Below are 15,077 nucleotides of genomic sequence, written 5' to 3' on the forward strand. Positions count from 1 at the left end.
AATCAAATTCAGGTTTTGTTTTTTTAATCCTTTGAAGATTTGTGTTTCAAAATATGAATATCTTCAAGTAATCTATCTATATCTTCAGGATTGGTACCATCGTAGAATCCACGAATTCTTTTCTTCTTATCCACTAACACAAAATTTTCTGTGTGTACCATATCATATGGTCCGCCATCTCCATCAGATTTTGCTGCCAGATAGGATTTACGGGCCAGATCATAAATCTGTTTTTTATCTCCTGTTACCAGATTCCATTTAGCATCATCTACCCCTTTATCAAGTGCATATTTTTTTAATCTGGCGACACTATCGATTTGCGGAGTCACAGAATGTGACAACAACAAAACCTCATTATCGTTTTTAAGTCGTTCTTGTATCTCTTTCATATGCCCAGTCATTATAGGACATATTGTCTGACAAGTAGTAAAAAAGAAATCGGCCACATAAATTTTATTTTCATAATCTCTTTGCGTTACTTTCTTTCCGTTCTGATTAGTTAAACTAAAATCAGCAATTTTATGATATTTACGAATATATTGAACTGTGCTATCCACTAATTCAGTATTCACCATATCAGGTTCGTATATAGGTAATACTCGTTCTGGTTTAAGAATAGAATAAATAATAGAAATAATAATAGCCGATAGTACCAGTAGTACAGCAGCAAAAAACTTGTATTTAGAAAAAAATTGAAGCATTTGAGTAATCCTATCGATCGGCAAAATTACAAGGATTAAAGTTTATAAAACGTGTTTTTTTCATTAAAAAAATACTAAAACCCTGATCTCTACATCGGATTTCTTTTATATGCTCATCTAAAAGGTTACTTTTGCGTGATTAAATTTTGAAGTCAGACGTATGAGTCCATTTTTTGTAAAAGCGATACAACTATTATTAAGTTTATCTTTTCTAATCATTCTCCATGAATTAGGACATTTTATTCCAGCTAAACTATTTAAAACTCGAGTAGAGAAATTCTACCTGTTTTTTGATGTAAAATTTTCTTTGTTCAAGAAAAAGATTGGAGAAACTGTCTATGGTATTGGATGGCTTCCTCTAGGTGGATATGTTAAGATCTCGGGGATGATTGATGAGAGCATGGATAAGGAGCAAATGGCAGGTCCACCACAACCATGGGAATTTAGATCTAAGCCCGCTTGGCAACGTTTAATTATCATGCTTGGTGGTGTTACAGTAAATATTATTCTTGGAGTATTAATCTATATATTAATAATTTTTTCCTGGGGACAATATTATTCTAAGGGAGATGATATAAAATATGGTTTTGGAGTTACTAAACTTTTAGAAGATTATGGATTCCAGCAAGGCGATAAAATTGTTACCGTAAATGGAGAATCTTTATTTGATGATACCGAAATAGGTAAATATCTAATGGTTCGCGATGTAGAAACAGTTACTGTAAAACATCCTAATGGTCAAAATCAAACGATACAATTACCAGAAGATATAGGTACGCAGATTTTTAAATCAGGGCAATTTAATGCCATGACATTTAGATATCCTTTTAAATTAGATTCTATAGCAGAAGGAGGGCCGGCAGCAAAAGCAGGATTATTAAAAACTGATAAGATCCTTAAAATCGGTGGTATGCCAATTCAATATCAAACAGATTTTAGTTATGCTTTAAACAATCATAGAAAAAATGATAGTACTGCTGTTATTACTTATGAAAGAAATGGTATAACCAATGAAGTAGAGTTAGTACTTGGCGAAGATAAAAAGATTGGAGTGGTAATGGTCGCTACAGACAAAGAAGCTATAAAACAGCATAAAGTTGATTATAGTTTTGGAGAAAGCATCTCTAAAGGCTTAGAATTGGGGTATTGGACATTAAATGATTATATCGCGCAGTTTAAATACGTCTTTACAAAAGAAGGAGCCACTCAGGTAGGTGGATTTGGAGCGATCGGGAACTTGTTTCCTGATGCCTGGAACTGGAAAGCGTTTTGGGGAACCACGGCTTTTATATCTATCATTCTGGCTTTTATGAATATTTTACCTATTCCTGCCTTAGATGGTGGTCATGTAATGTTTTTATTATATGAAATTATTGCTGGAAGAAAACCGAATGATAAGTTTATGGAGTATGCCCAACTAGTTGGTTTTATTATCCTTATTGCTCTATTATTATTTGCAAATGGGAATGATATTTATCGCGCAATTTTTAAATAAATCCAGTTTTTTAAAATTTCTGAAGAAAAAATTAAAAATTTCTTTTTGGGATATAAAAAATAGTATATATTTGCACTCGCAAAAGAGAAAAACACTTCTCGATTGCAGGAGTAAATTCCTCCTTAGCTCAGTTGGTTAGAGCATCTGACTGTTAATCAGAGGGTCCTTGGTTCGAGTCCAAGAGGGGGAGCTTAACTAGAAATTAGCCTTGAGATAATCAAGGCTTTTTTTATGGAATTTATTGAGGTTCAAAAAGGATTTCTATAAAATTCTATATCGTATTACTTCTTTGAACTTAAAACATTCAAAACAATTTGTCGATAAGATTGTCCGATTGGAATTTTCATATTTCCGATGATTACCTGATTACCTTGTATTGAATTGATATTTTCAATATTAATGATGAAAGATTTATGAATTCTTAAGAAACCATTTGTTTTTAGTTTTTCTTCCATATTGGTAAGCGTAGAAGCTGTAGTTAATGTAGATTCTGGTAAATGAATTTTTACAAAATTGCCATAAGCTTCAGCATAAAGAATCTCTGAAAAATTGACTTTATGCTTTATGCCATTTGCTTTGATAAAGAAAAAGAGTTCTTTTGTTTGAATATTATTAGAAGTCTTTTGTGATGGACTATCAGTTTTTTTGTTTTCAATAATTCGGTTAACTGCTTTTGCAAAACGTTCAAATCGTATAGGTTTTAACAGATAATCCTGTACACCATATTCATATCCTTCTAGGGCAAATTCAGAATATGCGGTTGTCAGTATAATTGAAGGTTGGTTATGTAAGGTTTTTAAAAAATCAAGTCCTGTCATTTCAGGCATGTTAATATCTAAAAAAATAATGTCTACAGATTCTTGATGTAAAAAATCGATTGCTTCTATAGCATTATAACAATTCCCTGCTAAACTCAGACTACTCAGTTTTGAAATGTATTTTTCTAAAACCTGATGAGCAGGGGGTTCATCATCTATAATCATACATTTTAGATTCATAATTGTAGCGTTAGGTTAACTTTAAAAATATTATTATTGTTTTTAATATCAAGTTTATACTTATCTGGATACCCAAGTGCCAATCGCTTTTTTACATTTTCCAAACCAATCCCTCCCGAAGATAAATTTTTCTTATTTTGGACAATGTTATTTTCACAAACAAAGGTGAAAAGCCGATTTTCATCTAATCGAAACAAAACATCAATCTTACCGGGTTTTATACCTGTACCATACTTAAACGCATTTTCAATAAAAGGTAATAAAAGAAGAGGGATAATCTCAACATTATCAAAATAGCCATCTTTTTGGATTGTAATCTTGCAATCACGTACCCTGATTTTTTCCAGAGAAATATAACTTTCCAAATTTTTGATTTCATCAATCAATGGGATGTAGTTTTTTTTAGAGCTTTCTAACTGGTATCTTAATATATCAGCCAGTTCCAGGATAATATCATTTGCCTTTTCAGAATCATTTAGATTGGTGGAATATATATTATTTAAGGTGTTGAATAAAAAATGTGGATTCAGTTGTGATTTGAGTACACGTAGTTCAGAATTCCTTTGACTTGCTTTTAACCTTTCTATTGTCAGAAAATTTCTTAACGTTTGGTGAATAAGCTTAACTCCAAAAGCGGTCAATAAAAGAAATGGCAGTACGATTACATTCGCCCAAAATCCAGTTATCATTCCAACACTAAATACTGACTCATCTAATACTTCGTTTATAATGGATACGACTACAACTATTGTTGCAAGTGTTAAACCAAATAGAAGATATTTTTTTTTCGGAATTAAAGTATTGTAAGCGTAAAAACTGGCATACACCAAAAAAAACAATTGAAATATAAAAAAAATAGAAGTATTAGAACTAGGCAATTTGTTTTCTATACCAGGAACTTCTTCTACCCGACCAATATAAAAAAGAAAAACACCTAGAAATCCAAGTATTATCCAGGCAACAACATGTCTCCAAAACCGTGGTTGCGTATAGAAATTATTCAAATTGAGTTGCTTTCCCACCATAGTATAAAGGTCGATAATAGTTTTTTAAGTAGCAATTAATAATGACAAACACAGGTTATCATGGTTTTGGTCCTGTTTATCATGAGAGTAAATCAGACTAGCATGTTTACTTTCAAATTTTAATGGGGATAAATAATTTCGGCTAATGATTATCAGACGATTATGAATCAAATATTATAAATTATGAAAAAATATTTAGCTATTTTATTATTGACACTAGGTATCTGTCAGGGACAAACAACAGATACCGTTGCGAGATCGGTAGAAGAAGCTTTTCAAAAGTTGGAGGAGACTATTAAACAAAGAGATATTACGGTTGTAGAAGACTATATTTCACCTGATTTTACTGTAAACGATTTTGATACAGGTATGTCAAGACAAATTTTTGAGACAATGATAGTGGGAATACCTTTAAAAAAGGTTGAAAATGTAAAAATCACTAAAACAAAAGGAAATATCTTATCGGTTAAGTGCAAATTTTTTATTGATTTTAATGAAAAATTAGTTGATAAGGTTATAAAATTTAAAATGATAGTCGAAAATTCGAATGTCTATTTTTTTCATTTAAAATTAGATATGCAAGTCAGTGTCGAGGTCGATGAGGATGATAAAAAAGGGGAAACAGAAGCTAATGGGTTAAATCTTAGTTTATTTGATTCAATCACTACAAAAAATACTAAAACCTTTTATAAAACTAAATATAAAGGTATAGCAAAAGACATTCATAGAAAACAACTTTCAGGAATTGAAATACTAGAAAAAAAAACTAGGGTGGAACCTGGCACTGCCTTTTGGTGTCGTTCTCATACAAGGAGAATTACAAAGTATGGAAGTTGATCAGCCAGTAATTCCTGTTGTATTTAAAACAGAAGAAGATTTTGAAGCAAATTTTGAAACACAATTGTTCCTGAATTGGGTCTATTTCCATGAAGTAACAGAATTACATCTTGTTTTAAAAGGTATTAAAGCTGCTAATACACGTTGGTTTCGAGACGGTTTAGCAGAATATATGGCTTACAAAGTTTGTAAAAAACTAAGTCCAGAGACAGCAAAAAATATGTTACAAAAAAGAAGAGAATCCTACCAAGAAGTAAAGGGAAATGCAAACCTCCTAAATTGGACTGGGACTGGAATTTCGGAAAACCCAGAACAAGATGAATTTAAAGGAGGTACCCCACAATATGGAGCTGGGTTATTGTTTTTTATAGACTTAGTAAATGATCATGGTGAAGATATTATCATTCAACTGTTTCAAGCATTAAAAAATGAAAGAGATTTAAGTAGCAAAAATATTTTACTCGCTTTAGATAAACTAACCAAGGAAGATACGTATCAAAGAGTTAAACGATACTAAAAATAATTTAAAAATTGAATCATGGGAAAAGTAGGTAGTTTTTTGATGGGACTGATGGCTGGTTTTTTTAGCACGTTGTTAGTGTCCATTGTTATAGGTGTGGTATTCTTTAATCTATCATTAATTAGTTAAGTTATGAATAAAAAAATGTTTTGGTTAGGGTTCCCTTCGGGAATAATGATGTTTTTGGGATTAAGTGCAATAATATATTTTATAGCATTTAAAGCTCCTGGTTTAGAATTGTCTAATATGCAATTAAAAGATTTAGAGGGCAACGTCATTTCGATAGAAAATTATACAGAAAAGCCAATGGTAGTCAATTATTGGGCTACATGGTGTGCTCCGTGTATTGAAGAATTCCCTCATTTTGAGGAGGTAAAGCAAGAATTAAACGATCAAATAGAATTTGTTATGATTTCTGACGAATCTCAGGAAAAGATAAGTTCGTTTGCTTCGAACAAATCTTATACATTTACATTCTTGAGAAGTAAGAAAAACTTAAGTGCTTATAATATTTATTCGAGACCTACTACTTATTTCTATAACAAGGAAGGTAAATTAGTAACTTCTCAAATTGGTGGATTAACTAAGAAAAGATTAAAAGAACTTATTAAACAAATTCAGTGATTTTTTAGTCGAAGTGGTTTAAACTTTTTTAAGAATCACAATAGGGTTGTGGATATTTGTGTTTCTAAACATAAAATATTAAATCACAAGATTACAATTCAATATAGAACTAGCAGTTATAGAAAAGCCCAACATAAATGTTGGACTTTTCTATAACTTCATACACATAAAGTCATTAAACACAAGATTAAAAGCTATATCAAACAAGAGAATTCGAGATTGTATTCATTATTTTGCTTTTTCTAACTTATCAAGAGCTTTTGCGGATCCTTTACACCAATAACAGTCTTTTTCAGGAGCTAATTCTAATGCTTTTTTATAGCTTTTTATAGCTTCTTCTTTTTGACCGTGTACCAGATAACCTTCACCCAGTGAATCCCAAAGATTTCCTTCTTCAGGAAAGAGCTCGGTATTTAATTTAAACAAAGCTACTGCTAGTCCAGGATTTCTATTTGTTTTTAGAACCTCATACCCAAGGTCATTTAAATTATCAGAATTTTTAAGGTAAGAATTATAGTCTTTTTTAATAAGAGTAATGATGTTATTTACCTGCTGCGAGTCATTGTTCTTTATGACATCCAAGACCAAATTATGTAGATTCTTTTTTATGGGTGCTGCATGATAATTTTCATCGAAAATCATTTTTTCAATAGGCCAAGCTACTTCTACTTCTCTACTACTTGCATTCGTAAATAGTATTACGACAACATCTTCTTTAGGTAGCCATATAAAATCATGAAAGAAAATGGAATTCCCCCCATTATGACTGATGATTTTTGTGTTTTTATCAGAATTGTAAATCGCCCATCCATAAGCATAATAACTTGATCCCCCTTCGTATTCTAATACATAAGGAGTAGTCAGTTTTTCGAATAATTCCTTCGGTAAAATGACACCATTTTTTAAAGCTTGATACCATTTATACATGTCTCCAGTTGTAGAATGAATCCCTCCATTACCTTTTAAGGTCCACGTAACTTTTTTCATTTTTTGAAAACGTGATATCATGGTTCCCATATTAAAAATATTTCTAGCATATCCCGTAGCGACCAAATGATCATTCCATTCCGGAATAAAATACCCGGTATGAGTCATTCCTGCAGGTTGAAATAAGTGTTTATTTAAAAAGCTTTCATATTCTTGACCAGAGGTTATTTCTATAATTCTGGCTAAAATGCTGTAACCTGAATTTGAGTAAGCATATTTGGATCCTGGTTTATGACGCAATTGTGTTGTAAATAGGGTTTTAAAAAAGTGTTTCATAGGGATGTCATCAAAATCACCATTACCAATTACATCTATAAACCCCGCTGTATGAGATAATAGCTGATGTATTGTAATCTCTTTTTTATCACTGGGAACTCCTTTAAAAAATTTACTTAATGGGTCTGTAAGTTTTAATTTATTATACTCTACTAGTTTTAAAATAGCCGTTGCTGTAAACTGCTTGGTAACCGATCCTATTGTAGCAACTGTGGTTGGAGTATAGGCGATATTGTTTTCTTTATTGGCCATTCCATAACCTTTGTTAATGATTACCTCTCCTTTTTTAGCAACGAGTATGGATCCAGAAAAACCATTTTTGACTCCTGCTTTTAAGTAATTGTCAATTTTACTTTTAAGAGCTTTATGATCTTCTTTTACTTGCGCATTTGCTCTAGTTAATGGTACTAAAAACTGAATACTACTGAATATTATTATTAGTGTTTTTTTCATGATTTTCTATTTAATTTTGTTTACAATTGGACGTACTTTTCTATTGCTTCAATTTTATGAAGTCATTAAAAAAATGATTAAAAAAGAGTGGTATTGGTATTTTGGTTATTTATTGAAGCGCTTCAGGTAAGCATAATACGCTAGAAACCCTATGGCAATACTTATGGTCATTATCCCAATGGAGTGAAGACCTAAAGGCAAATATTGATTTGTTAGAAACAAACCTCCTCCTGTGGTCATTAAAATAATAAACCATTTAATGCTATTATGTGTCTCGTTGTTTGATTCTGTTTGTAAAATAGAAGAAGCCAAGTCTTGATCTACTCCTTTGTCAATAATTTTATTCTTTAATTTATGATCTAGCATTTTATGTAGAATGACTATTATAAACCTCATCACTAAAAGAATAACAAAAATAACAACGATTACTTTATAAATGTCAGGATCAATTCTTGATAAGGATGTTATAAATATTGGTTTCATATTTTTATATTTTTAGATTATAATAAATTAGATCGATTACCTAAATAAATGTTGCAAAAAAGACGTTAATAATTCAAAAGATCTATTTTTTTATTGAAAGATCTAAACATATCAAATACCATCACCAAAGAAATTAAAACAGTAACGCTAATAATTAAATAAGTTGAGATTGCTGCCGTACTTTTAAATAGATCAATAAAGATTTCTTTAAAGTAGAATAAACAGGAAGTAACTACCCCAATACTTAGTACAATGAGAACATAAATAAAATAACCATAGGTGGATTCTTTCTCTGGAGATATTTCTAATTGTTCTAAAACTTGATCTGATAAATTAAATTCAAATATTGGGTCTGGTTGACTTTTTATTGTATTTGACAACAACTGATACTCCTCTACTCTTCTTTTACATATTTCGCAAGAATTTATATGTTTTACTACCTCAGCTTCACATTCTGACAAGTCAAATGTAAATTGTTGAATATCATAATCACTTACATGTATAGTTTTCATAAATCTTCTCTTTTGTAATTAAGTAATAGATTTTCTTTCAATTGCTTTCTTGCTCTATATAAATAACTCTTTAATGTTCCCTCTGGTAAGTTGGTAATTTTACCAATCTCTTTATAACTTAATTCTTCATTGTGATACAAGGTAATAATCGTTTTATATAAGGGAGGTAGCTTTTCTATTTCCTGAGCAAGTACCTGGGAACTTTCTTTCTTGAAAATATAAGATTCTGTTTGATTGCTAGCATTATCAATTATAGTACTATCTATAATATCCCATGATTCATTTCCCTCTTTGTCAATTACATTAAGGATGGGTATTTTCTTCTTTTCCAGAAAATTTAAACAAGTGTTATAAGTAATCGTCCCAATCCAAGTAGAAAGTTTAGAATTAAACTTAAAACCAGCAAGGTTGTTAAAAACTTTTAAATATACTTCTTGGGCTAAATCTTCTCTATCTTCTGAGCTTCTAACCATTTTATAAATGATTTGAATCACCAATCCCTGAGTATTAAGAATGATGGTTTTAAAGGCATTAGAATTGCCTTCTAGCACCTTTTTTACCAAACGTTGATCTATGGAGTGGTCCTGTTTCATTTACCTGATTAATACATTAGACAGGATACTTTAAAAAAAGTTGCAGATAAATGTTTTATTTAAATTCAGGTTAATTTTTTTCATAAAAATAAAGGGTAATGGGTATGAATAAACGACATCGTTTGCTAGTTTTATATGTACAAAAAAACTGGTCCGATAATAACCTAAAAGAAAGAATAAAAGTCCAACATTTCTGTTGGACTTTTTTGTGTTTTTTATATCTAATAGTCACAGGTCAAAGGATACGTTAACCTGGTGAAACAATTATCTATTTTTTCTTGAATATCAAATTAAGCAGAAAGAGAATAATTATTGCTCCTATTGCACCTGTCAGTATTGTTCCTATCCATCCAGAACCCAAATTGATCCCAAGTTTTCCTAAAACCCAATATCCTAGAAAACTTCCTAGAATACCTACTACAATGTTTCCGATGATACCTAGACTGGTTCCTTTGTAAATTGTACTACCTAACCAGCCAGCTACTGCTCCAATGATAATTGTTATAATAAGCTCCATTCTTTTGATTTAATTAATTACTATACAGTTATTTAAGATGTTATGAATATAAGGCATTTTATTTTTAATTGCGAATATTACTTTTGTTTGTCAGTAAAACACTCTATAAAATAGCTTATAAACCACTTTGAGATGGTATAAAAATTCTTCCCTCAAGCACAAAAACAACAAAAGCCACCTAACGGCAGCTTTTATTATAATTATTTATAGAAAATCAATTAATGAATTGCAATTCTAGTGGTTTCTACTTTATTATCAACTGTAGTTATAACCGTATAAAGTCCTTTATTCAGTTTTGACAGATCCAATGTGATATTTGCTTTATTATAGTGCCCTGAAGAGGTATAAACTTTGATTCCTTTATTATTATATACTTCAAAAGAAACGTTCTCAATAGGTTGGTTAAACGTAAAATTAAATAAACCATCATTACTAGGATTAGGAGAAACAATTGAATTCTCAGTTCCTAACGCTTTATTTCTATTCTTAGGATCTACAACGGTTATTTCATAATCTTCGGTTTCTCCAAACCAGGCATTACCACAAGGTGACAATTCTTCTCCATAAACCGTTCTTACTCGTAGTATTGTTTTTCCGAGCTTTGCATTCTCTGGGATTACAAAAAAAGAAATCCAGGATCCATTTGAAGAAGACGGTGTTCCTAGGTTATGTCTTTCTCCAGGTGAGAAAATAGTATCCTGATTCCAATCTACCCAAACACCCAATTTTGTCTGATACCATACCGCATTTGTTTTCACTTCAATCACCGAAGCTTCGTTTGGATATACGATTGGTCCTCTTTCGACAGTTGTACCCGGAAAACTATAATATTCATATCCACTATTATATGTTGATGCATTATTTACATTGGAAAAATTTACATTAGTAATATATTGTCCAACTGGTCTCTCATTAGTACTAGTACAGCGCTCCTCTTCAAGGTCTACAACGATATAATTTTCTCTTACCATAACATCTTCCCCTCCACTATTTCTTACAGTTAATTTCACAGAATAACTTCCTGATTTATCATACTTAACTTGAGGAGTCTGCATTGTACTAGTCGCAGGAGTAGCTCCTTCGAATTCCCAATTCCAGGAAGTAGGATTGTTTTCTGACAGATCATCAAATCTTACATATTGGCTGGCATCGGTAACGTGCGTTAAAACGGTAGAAAAATTACATATGGGTGCGGTTACTTCATTTGGAATATTTACAGTCATAAAATCCTCTATATACGCTTCATCTTCTCCAAATTCATTTTTGACAATCAATTTAACAGAAAACCTACCTGATCTTATATATCGTACTAAAGGAAACTGTTGTGTGCTTACAGATGGAATCCCTCCTTCAAACTCCCAATGCCACGATGTTGGAGTATTTGTGGATGCATCTGCAAATTCTACAAGATCTTTATCATCATTTATGTAATTAGAAGAAGCTTTAAAGCGGCTTAAAGGCCCATTTATTTCAGAGATCATTATGGTATAATCTTCAATCTCTCCTCCGATTCGATTATTGACTTCACAAGCTCCAAGTTCTGCATCATAATTGTATCGTATTCGCATCCTCGTTACTCCAAATTGAGCGTTCTCAGGAACAGCTACAGTGCCAGAAATAGATCCGGTTCCGATTTTATATAACACTCTTTCTGATGATTCAAAAGAAGCGTCTCCATTCCAGTCGATCCAAGCTTGAATAGAGATATGAGACCAATGCGTCCATCGAGTAGTTACTTCTAGTTGATATTCTCTTCCTTTTTGGATATAGGCTTTTTTATCAGTAAAGTCAGAATATCCATTGTTTCCAAGTTCAGAAGGATTCTTTAGATTAGCAAAAGTCACATTGGTTATATAATTATTTTCTTCTGGACTAAAAACCTCGCAATACTCAGATTCTTGAGCGATAAGGGACTGAAATGATGAAAAAAATATAAAAAGTATTAGCAAGTTTTTGGTTGTTTTCATTGCTTAAAAATTGATTAGTGTTTGTATAATTTAATATTAACCTATTAATCCTATAGATTTAATGTTTTTACAAAATAACTTATTGCTTCCTTATCAGGCTTTGACAAGGTTTTTTTGGTTATTCTAAAATTATTTTATTGAACGATAAGGTTAATAGGTGTGTTTGCTTTTCGGACCGATTAAGTACTTTCTTCCTTAATTACGGTTTAAAATATTTACACAATTGGTTCGGATGGTTTTATATAGCTGAATAAACTAACATTTTTTTGAGTCCCCATCCTCATGAGTTTTATTTACTTTTAATAGTGCTGATAAATCTTAATAAAATCCTTGGTCTATACTACGCGCTGATCATATTTCTTATGATCTTGAAGAGTTCGCTTTTACTATAATGAAAATGTAATGGTCAAATCTATTTATTACAAGTTTTAGGTTTTAATTTCTTAATACAAAACTAGGGAATAATTCTCTATTAAAAATCTTTTTTCATATTAATAAAAAGATATTTTAAACGATTCCATTTTTTAGTTAAATTCATAATAATCAGATCATTAAAAATAAAATTGATTTATATTAATAACAAAAAATTAATCTAAAAATTAATCATTATTTAATAAAATAATACTATTCGTCAACATCAAAAAAAGCCACCTACTTGTATTTTAAATGTTTATAAAAAAAAGGAGTTGTTTTTGAAAAAGACAACAACATTGAGGAGTCTAATAGGTTTATGATCCCTAAAACACATAAAAGCGTGCATTTTGGGAATAAAAAAAGCCGTGATTATATTACAATCACGGCTTTTTTGCCATTAGCATATTATAAATTTATTTTGTTCTACAAGCTATGGCTGCTTGATATTTTAAGGTCATCATTCTTTGTAATTGAGCTTCTTTACGTAACTCAATTGCTTTTTCAGAATTTTGGTCCACTTTTAGAAGCTCTTCTGCTTGTTCTTCTAGTTGTACAGCTTTAGTTAATTTGAGATCAATTATTTTATTGAAAGCATCTATTTCAGCTGCCACTTCAATACTAATTTCTTTTTCCTTTGTATCCTTATCCTCTACTTCAATTGTATTAGGAGTAAAGCTTAAGAAAACAACACTTATTGCAATTAAAAAATTCTTAACCATAGTTTCTGTTTTTAGATTAATATTCTTTTTTTATACTTTATCTGTTTTTAATCTTTCTTGGTATCGCTCACGAAATTTTACTAGCTTAGGTTCAATTACCGCAGTACAATATCCGTACTGAGGATTGTTTTTATAGTATTCTTGGTGTCCAACTTCTGCTTCATAAAATATCGTGAGCTTTGCCAATTCTGTTACTATCTGATTTGAAAAATGTGGTTGTAATTGTTTTATCACTTCTTCTGCTATCTCTTTTTCTTCATCAGAATTATACAAGATTATAGATCTATATTGTGTTCCTCGATCTGCTCCTTGTCTATTAAGTGAAGTAGGATCGTGTGTGGTCATAAAAATTACCAAAAGCTCTCCGTATGTTATTACTTCTGGCTTATACTTTACCTGAATGACCTCTGCGTGTCCTGTAAGGCCAGAGCACACTTCTCTATAGGTAGGTTTTCCTGGTGCGTTTCCGGCACTATATCCGGATAACACCTCAACAACACCTTCTACCTCCTGAAAAATAGCTTCTGTACACCAAAAACATCCTCCTCCAAAAATTGCTGTAGCTATTGTATTATTCATATTACTCATTGTACGTCTATGTAATTTAAAAGGTTATCTATTTAATGTTATAGCTTCTGAATTTATACAGAATCTCAATCCTGAAGGCTCTGGACCGTCAGGAAAAACATGCCCCAAATGAGCATCACACGTATTACATACAGTTTCTACTCGTATCATTCCATATGAAGCATCTTTTTCATACTTAATGGCATTCTCTTTTATTGGTTCTGTAAAACTTGGCCACCCTGAACTTGAGTGAAATTTACCTACAGAATCAAATAATGGAGTGTCGCAACAAACACATTGATATTTACCTTCTTCAAAAATGCTACATAACTCTCCTGTAAATGCTCTCTCTGTACCTTTTGCACGAGTAATTCTAAATTGTTCAGGAGTCAATAACTCTCTCCACTCATCCATTGTTTTTTCCACACGTTTGTCTGGCACGAGGTTTCCATGATTTGCATACTTAATTACATCTTTCCAAGTCATATTCTCTTCAATTTTAATGGTTTATGAACTCTTTATTTCTTACCACAAAGATATTCTATAACTACGTTTAGAATAAGGTTCATACTTCCTATATGCTTGTCAATTTTTCACTTCGCAGTTCTGAACAAACAAAAAGAGAGCTATGCATTCGCACAACTCTCTTTCTTATATATTATATTTAGTATTCATACGTTTACTACAATTTATGTATGCAGAGCCATATTTTAGAGGTATTTCTATAAAGAACAACCTCGGCACTTTTGCTAATTCTCTACCTATCTATCAACTGCGATATATCATCTATATGTATTTAGAATTAACTAGAATTGGTTTCATTCAAAAGTTACCCATTAACTATTTTTGGTCTACAATTCGTAGCCCAAATGAATCCCGCCAAATGCCGAGGTCTCTCTTCCGATAAGCACTCCCAGCACCGGGCCGGTATGTAACTTACCTATCTTTATATTAATCTCTCCTTCTAGGTATCCCGATAATGAAGCACCTTCTTCTGAATTCTCAAAAGAAAAAGAAGGCCCTACATTAATTGTTAGGATTTGCCATGGTTTATGACTTACCAAAGCCGCTAATTCATGACCTATTCTATCTTCATTTTCAAATACCATGGTGTATCCTAACCCAAAAGCCCACTGATGCGTAGTCCAATATGTAATATGCAGTTCAGTAGCTGGATCATATGCGCCCTCTAAATCTGATTGTACAATTTGGGAGATTACAAACTCCCAACCGGGCTCTTTATCAACCGTATGTTGTTGATGTTGGTTAGTTATTTCCTGAGCCCATACATTATCAAAACCAATTGATCCAAAAAGAATGATTAAAGCGATTATTGATTCTTTAAACCATATATCTCTATTCATTATTCTCGCCAAAACCATCTATTAT

At 31.5% G+C, this 15,077-nt stretch carries 17 protein-coding genes and 1 tRNA gene; 5 read left to right on the forward strand and 13 right to left on the reverse strand.

The window, feature by feature from the left end; translation table 11 throughout:
• Positions 1 to 23: 23 nt before the first annotated feature.
• The gene (locus U0D62_RS15620; protein WP_322288411.1) at positions 24 to 701 is read right to left on the reverse strand and encodes an SCO family protein; all 678 of its coding nucleotides are present in this window, start codon (positions 699 to 701) and stop codon (positions 24 to 26) included.
• A 160-nt stretch (positions 702 to 861) separates the two neighbouring features.
• Here U0D62_RS15620 and rseP point away from each other — a divergent pair, with 160 nt between their 5' ends.
• Both rseP and U0D62_RS15630 read left to right on the forward strand, forming a co-directional pair.
• Positions 862 to 2,196 (forward strand): RIP metalloprotease RseP, encoded by a 1,335-nt coding sequence (rseP, locus tag U0D62_RS15625; RefSeq protein WP_322288242.1) that lies wholly within the window; start codon positions 862 to 864, stop codon positions 2,194 to 2,196.
• Between the two features lie 116 nt (positions 2,197 to 2,312).
• A tRNA-Asn gene (locus U0D62_RS15630) sits at positions 2,313 to 2,386 on the forward strand.
• Between the two features lie 91 nt (positions 2,387 to 2,477).
• Here U0D62_RS15630 and U0D62_RS15635 read toward each other — a convergent pair.
• Both U0D62_RS15635 and U0D62_RS15640 read right to left on the reverse strand, forming a co-directional pair.
• Complete coding sequence (locus U0D62_RS15635) at positions 2,478 to 3,194, reverse strand: LytR/AlgR family response regulator transcription factor (RefSeq protein ID WP_322288243.1); 717 nt, start codon at positions 3,192 to 3,194, stop codon at positions 2,478 to 2,480.
• Entirely contained in the window at positions 3,191 to 4,198 is a 1,008-nt protein-coding gene (locus U0D62_RS15640; protein ID WP_322288244.1) for a sensor histidine kinase, read from the reverse strand. The genes U0D62_RS15635 and U0D62_RS15640 overlap by 4 nt, the downstream gene beginning before the upstream one ends.
• 204 nt (positions 4,199 to 4,402) lie before the next feature.
• On the opposite strand from U0D62_RS15640, the gene U0D62_RS15645 reads away from it, so the two are divergent.
• The 3 genes from U0D62_RS15645 (at position 4,403) to U0D62_RS15655 (ending at position 6,200) form a co-directional block, all read left to right on the forward strand.
• Positions 4,403 to 5,056: a hypothetical protein gene (locus U0D62_RS15645; RefSeq protein WP_322288245.1), complete on the forward strand. Its 654-nt coding sequence runs from the start codon at positions 4,403 to 4,405 to the stop codon at positions 5,054 to 5,056.
• Complete coding sequence (locus U0D62_RS15650) at positions 5,046 to 5,573, forward strand: hypothetical protein (protein ID WP_322288246.1); 528 nt, start codon at positions 5,046 to 5,048, stop codon at positions 5,571 to 5,573. The genes U0D62_RS15645 and U0D62_RS15650 overlap by 11 nt, the downstream gene beginning before the upstream one ends.
• A 135-nt stretch (positions 5,574 to 5,708) precedes the next feature.
• Positions 5,709 to 6,200 (forward strand): TlpA family protein disulfide reductase, encoded by a 492-nt coding sequence (locus tag U0D62_RS15655; RefSeq protein ID WP_322288247.1) that lies wholly within the window; start codon positions 5,709 to 5,711, stop codon positions 6,198 to 6,200.
• Positions 6,201 to 6,428: 228 nt separating this feature from the next.
• On the opposite strand, the gene U0D62_RS15660 is transcribed toward U0D62_RS15655, so the two are convergent.
• The 10 genes from U0D62_RS15660 to U0D62_RS15705 form a co-directional block, all read right to left on the reverse strand.
• On the reverse strand, positions 6,429 to 7,916 hold the full coding sequence (locus U0D62_RS15660) for a serine hydrolase (RefSeq protein ID WP_322288248.1): 1,488 nt from the start codon (positions 7,914 to 7,916) through the stop codon (positions 6,429 to 6,431).
• 105 nt (positions 7,917 to 8,021) lie between these two features.
• Positions 8,022 to 8,399 carry a DUF6249 domain-containing protein gene (locus tag U0D62_RS15665; protein ID WP_322288249.1) on the reverse strand — a complete coding sequence of 126 codons (378 nt, stop codon included), beginning with the start codon at positions 8,397 to 8,399 and terminating at the stop codon, positions 8,022 to 8,024.
• A gap of 65 nt (positions 8,400 to 8,464) precedes the next feature.
• Positions 8,465 to 8,911, reverse strand: a complete 447-nt coding sequence (locus U0D62_RS15670; protein ID WP_322288250.1) for an anti-sigma factor — start codon at positions 8,909 to 8,911, stop codon at positions 8,465 to 8,467.
• Positions 8,908 to 9,504 carry an RNA polymerase sigma factor gene (locus U0D62_RS15675; protein ID WP_322288251.1) on the reverse strand — a complete coding sequence of 199 codons (597 nt, stop codon included), beginning with the start codon at positions 9,502 to 9,504 and terminating at the stop codon, positions 8,908 to 8,910. Before U0D62_RS15675 ends, U0D62_RS15670 begins: the two co-directional genes overlap by 4 nt.
• 268 nt (positions 9,505 to 9,772) lie before the next feature.
• Entirely contained in the window at positions 9,773 to 10,021 is a 249-nt protein-coding gene (locus U0D62_RS15680; protein ID WP_322288252.1) for a GlsB/YeaQ/YmgE family stress response membrane protein, read from the reverse strand.
• Positions 10,022 to 10,239: 218 nt separating this feature from the next.
• Positions 10,240 to 11,988, reverse strand: a complete 1,749-nt coding sequence (locus U0D62_RS15685; RefSeq protein ID WP_322288253.1) for a GEVED domain-containing protein — start codon at positions 11,986 to 11,988, stop codon at positions 10,240 to 10,242.
• An 827-nt stretch (positions 11,989 to 12,815) separates the two neighbouring features.
• The gene (locus U0D62_RS15690; RefSeq protein ID WP_322288254.1) at positions 12,816 to 13,121 is read right to left on the reverse strand and encodes a hypothetical protein; all 306 of its coding nucleotides are present in this window, start codon (positions 13,119 to 13,121) and stop codon (positions 12,816 to 12,818) included.
• Between the two features lie 30 nt (positions 13,122 to 13,151).
• A complete protein-coding gene (gene msrA, locus U0D62_RS15695; RefSeq protein ID WP_416135543.1) occupies positions 13,152 to 13,700 on the reverse strand; it encodes a peptide-methionine (S)-S-oxide reductase MsrA in 549 nt (182 codons plus the stop codon).
• Between the two features lie 33 nt (positions 13,701 to 13,733).
• Positions 13,734 to 14,174, reverse strand: a complete 441-nt coding sequence (gene msrB, locus U0D62_RS15700) for a peptide-methionine (R)-S-oxide reductase MsrB (RefSeq protein WP_322288256.1) — start codon at positions 14,172 to 14,174, stop codon at positions 13,734 to 13,736.
• Positions 14,175 to 14,539: 365 nt separating this feature from the next.
• Entirely contained in the window at positions 14,540 to 15,052 is a 513-nt protein-coding gene (locus U0D62_RS15705; protein WP_322288257.1) for a hypothetical protein, read from the reverse strand.
• Positions 15,053 to 15,077 lie beyond the last annotated feature (25 nt).

This window comes from Aquimarina callyspongiae, assembly GCF_034322225.1.
GTDB lineage: Bacteria > Bacteroidota > Bacteroidia > Flavobacteriales > Flavobacteriaceae > Aquimarina.

What these genes read in the sequence shown, in the direction of transcription:
- U0D62_RS15620 (WP_322288411.1), bottom strand. Translation starts at nt 701, where the DNA reads ATGCTTCAATTTTTTTCTAAATACAAGTTTTTTGCTGCTGTACTACTG.
- rseP (WP_322288242.1), top strand. Translation starts at nt 862, where the DNA reads ATGAGTCCATTTTTTGTAAAAGCGATACAACTATTATTAAGTTTATCT.
- U0D62_RS15635 (WP_322288243.1), bottom strand. Translation starts at nt 3,194, where the DNA reads ATGAATCTAAAATGTATGATTATAGATGATGAACCCCCTGCTCATCAG.
- U0D62_RS15645 (WP_322288245.1), top strand. Translation starts at nt 4,403, where the DNA reads ATGAAAAAATATTTAGCTATTTTATTATTGACACTAGGTATCTGTCAG.
- U0D62_RS15650 (WP_322288246.1), top strand. Translation starts at nt 5,046, where the DNA reads ATGGAAGTTGATCAGCCAGTAATTCCTGTTGTATTTAAAACAGAAGAA.
- U0D62_RS15655 (WP_322288247.1), top strand. Translation starts at nt 5,709, where the DNA reads ATGAATAAAAAAATGTTTTGGTTAGGGTTCCCTTCGGGAATAATGATG.
- U0D62_RS15660 (WP_322288248.1), bottom strand. Translation starts at nt 7,916, where the DNA reads ATGAAAAAAACACTAATAATAATATTCAGTAGTATTCAGTTTTTAGTA.
- U0D62_RS15665 (WP_322288249.1), bottom strand. Translation starts at nt 8,399, where the DNA reads ATGAAACCAATATTTATAACATCCTTATCAAGAATTGATCCTGACATT.
- U0D62_RS15670 (WP_322288250.1), bottom strand. Translation starts at nt 8,911, where the DNA reads ATGAAAACTATACATGTAAGTGATTATGATATTCAACAATTTACATTT.
- U0D62_RS15675 (WP_322288251.1), bottom strand. Translation starts at nt 9,504, where the DNA reads ATGAAACAGGACCACTCCATAGATCAACGTTTGGTAAAAAAGGTGCTA.
- U0D62_RS15680 (WP_322288252.1), bottom strand. Translation starts at nt 10,021, where the DNA reads ATGGAGCTTATTATAACAATTATCATTGGAGCAGTAGCTGGCTGGTTA.
- U0D62_RS15685 (WP_322288253.1), bottom strand. Translation starts at nt 11,988, where the DNA reads ATGAAAACAACCAAAAACTTGCTAATACTTTTTATATTTTTTTCATCA.
- U0D62_RS15690 (WP_322288254.1), bottom strand. Translation starts at nt 13,121, where the DNA reads ATGGTTAAGAATTTTTTAATTGCAATAAGTGTTGTTTTCTTAAGCTTT.
- msrA (WP_416135543.1), bottom strand. Translation starts at nt 13,700, where the DNA reads ATGAATAATACAATAGCTACAGCAATTTTTGGAGGAGGATGTTTTTGG.
- msrB (WP_322288256.1), bottom strand. Translation starts at nt 14,174, where the DNA reads ATGACTTGGAAAGATGTAATTAAGTATGCAAATCATGGAAACCTCGTG.
- U0D62_RS15705 (WP_322288257.1), bottom strand. Translation starts at nt 15,052, where the DNA reads ATGAATAGAGATATATGGTTTAAAGAATCAATAATCGCTTTAATCATT.